Here is a 12,611-nt window from a genome sequence, read left to right as displayed (position 1 = left end):
TTTGCAGATGGGCTGCTGTGACGCTTTTCCCGATCACAGCCGGTCGTTGACGTTTAATCCGCACGAGGAACTGTCCGGCAAAGCGACATTATGTCGGCAACAGCGACCATTAATTTAGCATGGATGTTATATAATGGATAGATCACCGTCAAGTTGGTCGCCGCGGTTTGGGAGCGGTCCTCTGACCGTTGCCAGTCTCGGCGATGTCACGTGGTCTGAATATAAACACGTTGAGATCTGCGGCGCTGATGTCAGCTAACCACGGCCACGGCCTTTCAATTGCGTCATGGCCTGCAGGCGGTGAATATGTGTAGCGAGAGCGGAGCGTTTTGAGCGGGGCGGGACGAGGAGAATTGCTCAGAGCCGATTCGATCGAAACGAAGCGTTGCAGTGCTCCTGGGGATCGGAAGCCTTGCATCATCCACTCCCGTTTTCGCAGCGGCATGTGCAGTCTCCGCTCGATTGTTCAATCCCTTGTGCGACCGATGCTCGACGTCCGGCATCACCTGTCGCCTGGCTGCTCCATAGGAGCGCAGCTTGCCGGTGATCATGCGCTTCGGCGCGACGCCTTCCTTCTTCAGCAGCCGCGTCAGCAAGTGCTTGGCCGCTTTGGTGTTGCGGCGATTCTGGGCGATTTCGTCGAGCACATAGCCATCTTGGTCGACGGCGCGCCACGCCAAGTGTTTCCTGCCGGCGATGGCGATGATGACCTCGTCGAGGTGCCAGACATCGTTTCGGCAACTCGCCGCGCTTGTGGAGAAGGGCCCGGATCGTGCCGTCGATGGCGTCGTTCGCTGGCGGCGGATCGACCTGAAGAAAGCCATCAAGGACCGCTTCGGCATTGATTATGACTTCGCTATGTCGGGAAGCTGCTGCACAAGCTCGGCTTCTCCCACATGAATGTGCGGCCGCGTCATCCGGCGCAGGATGCCCATATAATCGAGGAATTCAAAAAACTGGCCTCGCACGCTGAAGGCGCATCTTTGCGACGTGCCGCCGCGCAGGAAGGTGGAGATCTGGTTTCAGGACGACGCAAGCCAGAAGAACGGGATTGTACGGCAGTGGGCCAGACGCGGCACGAGGCCGCGACAGCCGGCCGACCAGCGCTACAAGGGCGCCTACCTGTTCGGCGCCATCTGCCCAGCACGTGGTACCGGGGCGGCTCTCGCACTGCCGTTTGCCGATACCGACGCCATGCAACTCCATATCAACGAGATCAGCCGCCATGTCGAAAAGGGCGCCCATGCCGTACTCGTCATGGATCGCGCCGGATGGCACACCACCGCAAACCTCAGCATACCGGACAACATCACCCCAATCTTCCTGCCGTCGCGCGCGCTGGAGCTGAACCCGCTCGAGAACGTCTGGCAGTATATGCGCCAGAACTGGTCTTCGACAGCTATGACGGTATCATCAATGCGGCCTGCGACGCCTGGCAGAAACTCCTCGCAGCTTCCGAGACCATCACATCAATCGGCATGCGTTTTTGCCATGCGGCGGCTTCTAAAATATTCCTGCGGGCCCTCCTGAGGTCACCTCGGATCATCTCCCTAGATACGCGGCGTTGTTACTGATCAGCACGAAGACTGCGGTCAGGACCGGTGAGATTAAGACCAGATCCCAAAAAGCTCCTCGCAACCAGGTCACTCGTGGCAGATCGTCACCCGTGGCAGACCCCAGTAAAAGAGGAAAGGAACAATGAGCAGGGGCACACTCCGGAATATGAAGATGTACACCTTTGCGGCGAGCCGAGTTCCTGGCCCTCTATAGACATATGAGAAGAATCAATTGCTCCTGAGCCAAACTCGCCTCTATAGCGCATAAGCGCTTGTTTTTGTGCCCAATATCGAACCATCCTCGAGTGTATCTCTAGTTGGGAGCGCAGAACGGAAGCTGTCCAAACGGCACAACTTGTCACGCCACCGGCGTTCAGCCCGAACACAAATGTAACGATCGAGCACAGTGCAGTCTCAAAGACGTCCGTTGGCCACTCTTCGCTCTCCGGCCAAGCCGCCCTGATAACTTGGTCATAGATCTTCTTTCCCTCGCGGTGCAGCGTGGCATTGAGCTTATAAAAGTCAGGATCGGTGCCAATGACGCCCCAAAAATTAACCCAGATTACACTATCCTCGACATGAGATTTCGACGCTGGTATCGCAGCGTCAAGAAGGACCGCCAGATTGGTTTCCCCTTGTTCCAGCAGATGTGCGATCTTGCGTTCCATGTTAAGAAAGAGGACGCGCAAGGCAGCCGCGATAATGTCCGCCTTGCCTTCGTAGTAATGAGTAATCATTCCCGTCGTTACGCCCGCGGCGTTGGCGATATCGGCCATCGTAACTGCGGAAATGCCCTTTGCAGCTATCGCCTTACCGGCTGCCTTGGCGATACGAAGTCGGGTCAGCTCAACATCAATAATCTTTGGCATAGCCTTCCAGACGGTTTTCTACCTGAGCGGCAAATTTCAATGTCGTGGCCGCACCGATTTTCCGACCGAGGCCATCGATGGCCACGAAGCGCAAACTCGTAGCACGTTTGAGATCGTGCCTGAATGCTCCATCACCTGCTCGCTAATGGCGATCGACCAGGCCAAAGCACGACGCTTCCGAGTTCGTCGGTTCCTCGATGATCAGGCGGCTGACGTGGCAGGGAGCGCCAGACAAAGACTCCAGTAGCCTATCTGGAGGCACTCGGTTGGACCCATCTCGCAGAAACATATATCCAGCTCTCGACGGGATCAGCGAGGAAATCTTGGTTTAGGCGACGCCAGTCCCGCATAAAATCCTCCGTAATAAGCCAGTGACACTCCGCGACGATATCTGACTGGGTCACCAAGCTAGACTGACCTTATGGACAAGAAGAATAGCAGTGGCAGGCACTTTCAGGAAGACCTCATTTGTAAATGTTAAGTTATACAAGTGCAATAATTTCTTCCGATCGTAACATTTCTGTAACAATTCAGAGCGTTCATTCAACTGTTAACATGCTATTGAAGGCGGCTAGCTAATTACGAGATATTCTGGGCAGCACATCAGCTGCACGTGATGCGCGGCTGTTGGCAAAAGCGACGCCTGCTGCTTGGTCTCGTTCAAATCCGCTCGTTGACAATCGCTGCGTTCAGCGGCTGGCGCGTCCGGTTTAATCCGGGTCATATCCTGCGGCCTTGAAGTAGTCCTCGCATTCGGCGGGTGGGAATTTGTCGAGAAGCGGGCCGACGGCATTCCACAGAGGCTTGATTGTGCGCTCGGCTTCGGCGCGCAGCGTAATATCCACCTATGTGGCCCCCTTGACGTTTCCGGATGGGAATCTCACGCCAGCGGGCGTTCCTGAGCAGACGATTGCTGAACCCGGCAAATACCTGATCCTCTGCGACGAACCCCGGCAGTGGCTCAGGTGCAGTCATACCCGCGTCGCGCAGCACCGCCAGCAACCGCTTCAGCGCCGCCCGGTCGCCCCGCTGGATGCATTGCTTCCCCATTCGGTGCTTAGAGTCCTCTCTGATTGGGGTCGTTTTGGTCAAGATGCTCCTGCACGTTTTTCTGGACCGTTCCTGGGTCACTCGCTTCTCTTCGCGGTCGGCGCTTGGGCCGCCGCATGTTGGGGTCAGGAGAGCGAGGCGTCTCAATCTGTTTCACGACCTTGCCGAGTTTTGGCCGGCAGGTTCGGGACTCTTAACGAGATCGCCTCGCCCATCGTCCCACGGAACGATCCGGGCATCGCCCGTTCGGGCGAAAGCTTTGCTTTTGCTCCTTCGGTGTTCGTCGCGGCTTACGCCTCCAGCGCGGCAGGCTCCTTTCCAAAGCGGAACTCGGTCGCGTCGGCCCACATGCGATGCAGAATGACGGCCAGTTTGCGGGCGACCGCGACCCGGGCTCGTGCCATGCCGCGCCGCCTGGCGATGTTCATGCCCCATGCTCTGAGGCTCGACCACTTCTTCGATCGCACCAGCAGTGTGTGGGCCGCCTCATAAAGCGCGGTGCGTGCAAGTTCGTCGCCCCATCGGCTGACCTTTCCCTGGATGTCGGTTTCGCCGGACTGGTAGCGTGCCGGCGTCAGTCCCAGATGCGCCCCCACCGCCTGCGACGAGCCGAACCGCTCAGGCCGGTCGATCGTGGCGCGGAAGGCGAGCGCGGTGATCGGCCCGACGCCCGGCGCGCTCTTCAGCCGCCTGCAGACTTCTTCATTGCTGACGATGTCGAGAACCCCGCAAGGTGGCCCGCTCTCGCCCCTCCTAAGCAATCTCCTGCTCGACGACCTCGACAAGGAACTGGCCCGACGTGGTCACCGTTTTTGCCGCTACGCGGATGACTGCAACATCTATGTTCGCAGCCGCCGCGCCGGCGAACGGGTCAAGGCCTCGGTCAGCCGGTTCCTGACCAAGAAGCTGCTGCTGAAGGTCAACGAGGCGAAGAGCGCGGTGGCGCGGCCGGAGGAGCGGAAGTTCCTTGGATTCAGCATCTCGAACGACGGGAGCGAGCGGCGCATCGCGCCAAAGGCCCTCGACAAGTTCAAGGCGCTGATCCGGGACATGACCCGCCGGACACGGGGGATCAGTCTGCCGCAGCTGATCAAGGAGCTGAAGCCGTACCTCATCGGCGCGGCTACTTTGGCTTCTGCCAGACCCCTCGGGTGCTCACCAACTTGGAAGCGTGGATCCGCCGAAGACTAGGCTCGTATCTTTGGCGGCAATGGGGGAACGGGCACAACCGCTTCAAGGAACTACGCCGTCGTGGCGTGCCAAAGTTCAGTGCCGCGCCTGCCGCCGGGTTCACCGACGGGTTTCTGACGCATGTCAGGACACCCGGCGGTCCAACAGGCCTTGCGCAACCAATACTTCGAGTCACTCGGTCTCCCCCGTCTCTTTGTCTCTGCACAAGCATGACCGGTCGAACCGCCGTGGTACGTGACCCGTATGCCCGGTGGTGTGGGAGGGGGCGGCACCGCGAGGTGTCCCCCTATCCCGATCAATCCCAATTTTCCGATTTTCCAAACAAATGGGGTGATTGGGGTCTCGGCCGAACCAGATGATGGCGGCGCTCCTGTCGAAATGTGAAAACGTGATCGATGTGAGTCGCCACAAACATTTGGAAGGAGCAGCCATGAAGTACGGGAGCGTATTATGCTCCCACTCTTTCCGCTGTGATTATTGCGACGGGTGATCGTTACGGCTGCATATTCGCTCGTACAGGTCGCCGAATGTCGCCGCCTCAATTATCTCATCCAATTTCGGCGACCTCCAGCGGTCGCTTTTCGTCAAATGAGCTTGAAGTTCTGCGGCGAGAAGGCTGTCTCCCCCAACATCGAAGAAGTTGTCGTCCAACCCTATTTCCTTGGGGCCGAGAAGAGTCTTGACTTCATCAAGGAAGAGGTTCCTCGGATCGCCGTTCCGCAACATGTTGTCCTTACTTGTTTCGACTTCTTCGCGCGGAGATCTTTTCTCTTTGTCTGGCTGCTCGTCTGGCTTCTTGTTGGGCTTGATCGTCCGAACGTGGTCGACCCATTGCCCCCCCCTGTGCCGTTCTCGCTCCCCAGGCTGCCGTGGAAGCGTCGGGCCTGCCGTCTGATTATCCGGCCAGCAACGGTGACCGTCAAATGAGTACGTTGGAAGGGAAAGGCGCCGACGAGCACCGAACGGTTCCAACTGATCACTGGCCCGCCTCCAATCCACCGCAACACCCGCGGCCCAGAGTGCCGCAAGGCATTCCAGCAGGACATGGCGGTCAGTGGACTCTTCATCGTTCTCGTCGCGCGCGGCAGGGACAATCGATGGGATTCTGGTCTTGCGATCCTCTAGGTTGATCGCTCCATGTGCGAAACGCGCCAGATCGCGCGAAGGGCCAAGGTCAATGAGTGCGGTTACACCAGCCGCGACCATGGTCTGGATAGAGCGATCGAATCGGATAGGCCCAGTTGCTTGCCCGCTCCAGTGGCTCTGCGGTAATGGCACTTTCACCCCATGCAGGGATCCTGAATTCAGAGCAATGGCCACATCCGGCAACCGCTTTTCAACGATGCGGACCTGCGCATCGATGATCTCAGCCGCTGGTTTCATCAGCGGAGAATGAAAGAGGACGCCAGCTGGATTAATGACCTGGTTGGGAAACCGTACTTGTTCGAGCCTCTCCTGAAGCTTTTGGATAAGTTCTCGCTTGCCAGTGAAAACGACACCGGTATTTGAGTTCACGACACCAACGCTGATCTCGCCAGCTTCAGCTCGATCACGCCAATCGTCCTCCATAAGCATACGCTCAGCCTCGTCCGGGCCGCATCTGGCCGCAAGCATAGCACCGTCGATACCAACATTCGCCATCGCGCGGCTACGAACTACTGTCAGCCGAATAGCATCTTCAAGTTTCAGTATGCCCGCAAGGGTGGCCACGACGTATTCGCTCATGGTGTGTCCAACGAGATAATCGGGACGCACTCCACACAGTTCTAGCAAACACGCCACGCCGTATTGCACTGAGAAAATCATGACACTGATTTCTTCGAAGGAAGCGGTCGCGTATCCGGCGTCCTCTCCAAACATAACCGTCTCCAGGTGACGATCCAGAACGGGGCGACTAGCGGCCGCACAAGTCAGGAAAGCATTGCGGAAGTCCGGCACGTGATCGAAGAGATCCTTGAACATTCGCGTGTACTGCACTCCGCAGCCTGGCACCATGAACCCGATCGACGGTGAGGAAAGGGTCCGATCAGCTGCACGATCCGCCTTTTCTTCTAACTTCGCGATGGCCATGTCCAAGTTGCGCGCCACAACGACTGTTCGATAATCGAATTGGCATCTCGCAACGCGTAGCGTGTGGGCGACGTCACCGAGATCGATCTCGCGCTTGCGCTGCAGGAACACGGCTAGATTCCGGCAGGCCCGGCGTAGCGCCGAGGGAGTCTTTGCAGAAAGGCAAAGGGCGTGAGATCCCCGCGCGACCGATCCGGGCCAAGCCCTTGCGCTGTCGCTGTTCCATTCCTGCAGCACGACATGGCAGTTAGTTCCACCGATACCGAGGCCAGTGACTCCGGCAGTTCGAAGGCGCCCCTGCGGACGGGGCCAAGATCTCAGCTGCTCATTGACGAAGAAGTGCGTGTCTTCCAGACCCAGATCTTCGTTCAGCTGGTTGATGTTGATAGTCGGGGGGATTACCCCGTGCTGAAGGATGAGAACTGTCTTGATAAAGCTCGCGACCCCAGCGGCGAAGTTGGCATGGCCGATGTTCGGTTTAATTGACCCGAGCGCACAGGCGCCGCCCGTTTCCACTTGCCCCGCGAAAGCGTCTGCCAAGGCGCGGACCTCGATCGGGTCGCCGACCTTGGTGCCAGTGCCATGCGTCTCGATGTATTCCACGTCTTCAGCGCCGAGTGCCGCGGAGGCTAGTGCTTGGCGCACAACATCGGCCTGGCCTCGCGCGCTAGGCGCCGAGAAGGACGATTTGGCGCGGCCATCGTTGTTTATGGCACATCCTTTTACCACTGCGTGGATAGGGTCGTTCGCCGCAAGCGCATCTTCGAGGCGCTTGAGAACGACGACCCCTACCCCATCTCCGAGCACCGTGCCGCTGGCATCGGCATCAAAGGTTCGGCACACACCGTCCGAAGAATTGATGAAGTCCTTGACAAACTGATAACCCGCTTGAGGGAAGGTGATGCTCGCCCCGCCTGCCAGAGCCATGTCGCAATAGCCGGCCGCGAGCGACTGAGCGGCGACCGCAATCGTCACCAGCCCAGTAGAGCATGAGGTTTGCACCGCCATGCTTGGGCCTCTGAGGTTCAGCATGTAGGAAACGCGCGAGGCAAGATAGTCCTTATCGTTGCCGAGCTCCGTCAGGAAAGCGAGCGGAGCGTTAACGGAATCGATGAGGCCGCCGCCCTTCAAGTGGTGTAGTAGATAGAGGGGGAAGGACGACCCTGCGAACACACCCGTCCGACCCTCATCCTGGGTGGGCGCATACCCGGCCGACTCAAGTGCCTTCCAACAGCATTCGAGGAACAGGCGATGCTGCGGGTCCATCAGGGTTGCCTCACGCCTTGAGAGGTTCCAGAAATCCGGATCGAAAAGATCCACATCGTTCAGATGGGCACCCACGCGCACATAATCGGAGCGCTTCAGGATAACCTCCGGAATGCCCCGAGCCTTGAGTTCCTGCGCGGAGAGCGGGGCGATCGAGCAGACCCCTTGGCAGAGGTTTTCCCAGAGCGCATCGACGGTCTCCGCACCGGGGAAACGCGCGGCCAGACCAATCACCGCAATGTCCATCCCGGAGCCGCGTCGCCCGTCGAACGCCTTAGTATTCGCCCTGCCCGCTGAGACTGGCGGTGCTTTAGGAAGCTTCCGGATTTGGGGATGTCCCTGCTCGCCGCGGCGCTTGTGGAGAAGAGCCGCGAGCTCTTTGAAAGTCGGATTGAGGAAGACCTCCACTACGCGGAGTTGCACCTTCAGACTCTCACGAAGCTGGGTGCAGAGACGGGCAGCCAGAAGGGAGTGTCCGCCGCAGTCGAAAAAGTTGTCGCCCGGATCAGCAGCTTCAGCCTGGAGAAGGCCGCGCCAAGCCGCGCGAAGTGCCGCCTCGACCTCATCGGCACCTGTCACTGGAGCGCACGCCTGTTCCGCCAGCTCGCGGAGGCGCGACCGATCAAGTTTCCCATTGGCAGCGATGGGCAATTCCCTCACCGCGACGAAGTCCGACGGCATCGCGTAGTGTGGCAGCTCAGACTTCAAATGAGCCCGCAAAGCAGCCTCCCAGCCCTTGGCCCCATTCCGCAAGACCACATAGGCGATCAGTCGATCAGGCCGGCCGGTGGTCGGGTCGAGCTCCGGCAGTACGGCGGCGGAGCAGACCGCGGAGTACCGAAGTAAAGCAGCTTCTACAGACCCGGGGACGACGCTATAACCTCGGATCTTCACCATGAAAGCGCAACGCCCGATAACCTCCAATTGGCCACCGGGCAGCATGCGGCCAAGATCGCCAGTGCGGAACATCGTGCCACCAGCGCGGAATGGGTCGGGAAGGAACCTTTCCCGTGTCATCTCCGGGCTGTTGAGATATCCATGCCCCACTCCATCGCCGCCGACGAAGATTTCGCCGAGGAAGCCCATCGGTACGGGATCGCGCTGCTCCCCGAGGACATAGACACTGACATTGTGCTGAGGTGGACCGACCGGGACGACATTTTGTACTGTCGCAAGATCGATCTCGCTCAAATCAATATGCGTGACGTCATGTGTCTCCGCTATGCCATAGGTATTGATAATTTTGACATGCGGCAATGCGTCCTTCGTACGCGCAAGCAACGCTGCTGTTACCACCTCGCCTGCTAGGTAGATCAATCGGAGATCCGGAAGGCGGGAGGGGACGTCGAGGACGCCGCTGCTGAGAAGCACATCAAGCAGGGAAGCGGTTAACAATGTTCTGGAAATTCGATTTTGTTCTAGGTAGTCGACCAGCTGGTACGGATCGTAGATAACGTCGTCCGGGATCAGATAGGCTGGCATCCCGGCGAGGATCGGCCGCATTATCTCCCAGACCAAGAAGATATTAACGGCCTCGCGCTCATTAGGCGCGTATGGCAGCGCGTGGTAGTACCACTCGTGAGAGCATACATTGGTTCGGTGTGGGCAGACGATCCCCTTCGGCTCCCCAGTCGTTCCAGACGAAAATACGACCTGGGCCGGCGCATCGAGATCCACCGCTGGGGGATTGGCCGGACTGCCCTTGCCGAGTTTCGCTACCCAACCATCATCGAGCGACAGCGCAAGACCCGACCAGTCAGGCGGGAGTCTACCTGCGAAACGGTTGTTGGTGACGACGATTTCCACAGATGCCTTCTCAAGCATCCGATTTAGCGCTGCAATGGGCTGAGCTTTGTCAAGAACGACGTAAGCCGCCCCTGTCTTAAGAATGCCGAACAGCGCCACGGCGTATTCAGGTGAGGTATCCATTAGGATACCAACGCGCGAAACTCGGCTCTGACCGTGTCCGAGGAGGTGTCTAGATAGAATCTCGCTCAGGTCGTCGAGCTCACGGTAGGTTAAGACCCCAATCTCGGAGACGACGGCAGGGGCCTCCGGATTGAGCGCCGCTTGTTTACGGAATTGTTCATGCAGTGGTAGTTCGGGATAAGGCAAGGTCTCGCCAATTCGAATGGAAGCTGGGAGTTGTGCCTTTACTTCCCCAACTTCACGCAGGAGGGTAGACACCACTTCCTCCGTCATGGAATGGGTGTAAAAGTGATCGCTATCAAACATAATCCGGGCGAAGCGCGACATCGTAAGCCGACGCCATTCGCCTAGGTCATTGGCGTTCATCGTTTCGTCTTGCACTCCCCCCATTGCGGTGATTGCAGCTCCGAGAGGCGTTGGTAAGTTCCGGTCGTAGGTCTCCGCAAGTTCAAAGTCGGCCCGCATTGGAGGCAAGATAAAGTTATGGAGGAGTTCCTCATTTGCCAGCGCCTCCTTGGAAACCAACCCCAGGCTCCGGACTACATCGGTTAACTTGCCATCCGCGTATTTATACATGGGAGGATCATCCGCCGGCACATCCGCCGACGGGTGAGCAGACACGACAACATGGAAGGGAGATGGCCGACCGGCCTTCTCCAGGGAGCGGGCGATCTCGTAAGCCACGAGGGCACCTACGCTATGACCGAAGAAAACAAAAGGCCGGTCGCTGTATCCGCGGAGCGCCTCAGTGACCATGGATACCAGTACGTCCATGCTGCGGATGAGGGGCTCAGCTGACCGTTTGCCGCGTCCGGGAAGATCGAGGCAAATAAGCTCAACGTCGTCGGGGAGATATTCCGACCAAGTACGGAACGACTGGGTGCTCCCCCCTCCATGAGGGAAACAAATTATCCGATACGACGGATCAATTGAACTCTTCACAACATTCAGCAATTCCTCAGCTTCTATGCAAGATTGTTCCATTTTTCATATCACTCCACTTCAATCGAATTTACGATATACCTCGAACTCTGTTTTGCTCATAATTCCCAACAACTCGAATACTTCTATATTGTCTTTTATGAGACAGACAGTCAACAATACACGATGTAACTCTAAACTGTTACACAGTACATCGTGCAATGATGCCACCTTCTGCATACGTTGCACACGTCTCAAAATATGTTCCGTCGCATAGCTCTGCGAGTTCTTGTGATAACGGAGCCGTTCGAATGGTGACGCGAACCTGTTCGCGCAGTCCGTCGGGTAAGACATACCCGAGCGTGAAAACGCCGCGACAAACTGTGGTGTCGTACTCGAACTGGGGTAATTGAAACGCGGCCCCGTTGAGATCGACATCGCCTTTGACATGGAGGTAGACACGAATTTGCCGAGCCTACTCGACCACCTCATCTGAGACTCGAAACCATCGGGTACCTGAGCCCGAGGCGCTTCATCTGCCCAGCGACGAGGCCGGTTCCGCACCCTGCGCCTAGGATTTCCGTGACTGCACGGTCTTTGGGCAAATACGCCGTCTGCACGGCGCTTGCGAGATCTGCAAAGACCCGCGGCGCGATACTCCTCACGGCCGACATTCGAATCATAGGACCTCGCCCAGCCGCGATAAAAGTTAGCCAACCGAGCGGCGGCGGCGTCGAGTGCATGCGAAGCTTTGATGCGCTCTAGCGCGGCTTGATCCGAGGTTCTCATGAGACTTCTTCCGTGAGTACTTGGCCGCGATGCGGTTATCGTGACGGAACAGACCGAAGTACCCAGGCTCCACGCTATTTGCGCCACCATTGACGACCATGACGCATCCGGATTCGTTGGGCTCCTCGATAATAAGCGGCTGAGGTGGGTGGCGCGGCACAAAAGGCTCCGGTAAGCTACCTGGAAATCGCTCAGTTGGGCGTTATTCAGCAGAAACATCATTCCACTCTCTCCTTGATCCGTACGACGGGATCAGCGAGGAATTCTTCGTTTACGCGACGCGGTCTCGCATCAACTCATCCCCAATAAGCCAGCTATACCCGCGAGATCGGATTGGGTCCCCAAGTTAGACCGGGCTTTTCGACACAAAGGATAGCAATGCGATGCGACTTCGGGAAGGCATGTTTGTAAATCTTAAGTTAATTGTGCGTAACTAAGTTCCAGTGACGGTAAAGCTTTTATCACAATCTTAATGCAATCGTTCAAATGTTTATGCCGCCGAACTCGAAGCTATTTTGTCATTTTAAAAGTATTTTGAGCGCTGCCCGCCGTGTGTGAGCACCGCTGTCGAAGCAAAAGCGAACACCTACTGCTTGGTCTCGTTCAAGATCGGCGCTCGTTGATGATCGCTGCGGTCAGCGGCTAGGTGCGGCGCGGCAATCACCGTGAGAGCGCGTATGATCCGCCAGTATGACGCCCTGCCGCTGAAAGAGAGTCGCGGGCCATCGAACGGGTATACGTGCCGTCTTGACGTCTTCGAAGAAGGAATTCAGACGATGATTGGGCGGCTGGAAAAGGCATTTTGTCAGGTCGGCCCGATCAACGTAGGAGACGTGCACCTATGCGTCGGTCGGGCGGCAATCAGTCCCCTTAAAGTACGTCGCTTCTTTGAGATGGCCAATGGACTAGCAACATCAGGCATAGAGCTGGCGGTAAACGTGCGCCCCAAAAGACGTCAAAGGTCGGAGTC

The 12,611-nt window shown here is 57.6% G+C and carries 4 protein-coding genes and 4 pseudogenes; 3 read left to right on the top strand and 5 right to left on the bottom strand.

Annotated features, from left to right (window positions below; genetic code table 11):
- Positions 1–255 precede the first annotated feature (255 nt).
- Positions 256–737 (bottom strand): annotated as a pseudogene (locus O7A70_RS30080) (IS6 family transposase); the annotation flags it as partial.
- A 1-nt stretch (position 738) separates the two neighbouring features.
- On the opposite strand from O7A70_RS30080, the pseudogene O7A70_RS30075 reads away from it, so the two are divergent.
- Positions 739–1,484, top strand: a pseudogene (locus tag O7A70_RS30075) (IS630 family transposase); the annotation flags it as partial.
- A 176-nt stretch (positions 1,485–1,660) separates the two neighbouring features.
- Here O7A70_RS30075 and O7A70_RS30070 read toward each other — a convergent pair.
- The 3 genes and pseudogenes from O7A70_RS30070 to O7A70_RS30060 all read right to left on the bottom strand — a co-directional run.
- Positions 1,661–2,425, bottom strand: coding sequence for a TetR/AcrR family transcriptional regulator (locus O7A70_RS30070; protein ID WP_337143585.1), 765 nt, complete (start codon positions 2,423–2,425; stop codon positions 1,661–1,663).
- Between the two features lie 710 nt (positions 2,426–3,135).
- Positions 3,136–3,258 (bottom strand): annotated as a pseudogene (locus tag O7A70_RS30065) (IS630 family transposase); the annotation flags it as partial.
- A gap of 507 nt (positions 3,259–3,765) precedes the next feature.
- Positions 3,766–4,200 (bottom strand): annotated as a pseudogene (locus O7A70_RS30060) (transposase); the annotation flags it as partial.
- Between O7A70_RS30060 and O7A70_RS30055 the strand changes: the two are divergent.
- Complete coding sequence (locus tag O7A70_RS30055; protein WP_337143612.1) at positions 4,190–4,666, top strand: reverse transcriptase domain-containing protein; 477 nt, start codon at positions 4,190–4,192, stop codon at positions 4,664–4,666. The pseudogene O7A70_RS30060 and the gene O7A70_RS30055 overlap by 11 nt on opposite strands.
- The gene (locus tag O7A70_RS30050; protein ID WP_337143584.1) at positions 4,627–5,025 is read left to right on the top strand and encodes a hypothetical protein; all 399 of its coding nucleotides are present in this window, start codon (positions 4,627–4,629) and stop codon (positions 5,023–5,025) included. Before O7A70_RS30055 ends, O7A70_RS30050 begins: the two co-directional genes overlap by 40 nt.
- A gap of 115 nt (positions 5,026–5,140) precedes the next feature.
- Here the strand turns inward: O7A70_RS30050 and O7A70_RS30045 are convergent, their stop codons facing one another.
- The gene (locus tag O7A70_RS30045; protein WP_337143583.1) at positions 5,141–10,915 is read right to left on the bottom strand and encodes an alpha/beta fold hydrolase; all 5,775 of its coding nucleotides are present in this window, start codon (positions 10,913–10,915) and stop codon (positions 5,141–5,143) included.
- Between the last annotated feature and the right edge of the window lie 1,696 nt (positions 10,916–12,611).

The organism is Mesorhizobium sp. Cs1299R1N1 (assembly GCF_037179655.1).
Taxonomy (GTDB): domain Bacteria; phylum Pseudomonadota; class Alphaproteobacteria; order Rhizobiales; family Rhizobiaceae; genus Mesorhizobium; species Mesorhizobium salmacidum.
This window is presented reverse-complemented; position numbering and strand designations above follow the sequence as displayed.

Excerpts from the sequence above, each read along its gene's own strand:
- O7A70_RS30070 (WP_337143585.1), bottom strand. The coding sequence starts at position 2,425 with ATGCCAAAGATTATTGATGTTGAGCTGACCCGACTTCGTATCGCCAAG.
- O7A70_RS30055 (WP_337143612.1), top strand. The coding sequence starts at position 4,190 with ATGTCGAGAACCCCGCAAGGTGGCCCGCTCTCGCCCCTCCTAAGCAAT.
- O7A70_RS30045 (WP_337143583.1), bottom strand. The coding sequence starts at position 10,915 with ATGGAACAATCTTGCATAGAAGCTGAGGAATTGCTGAATGTTGTGAAG.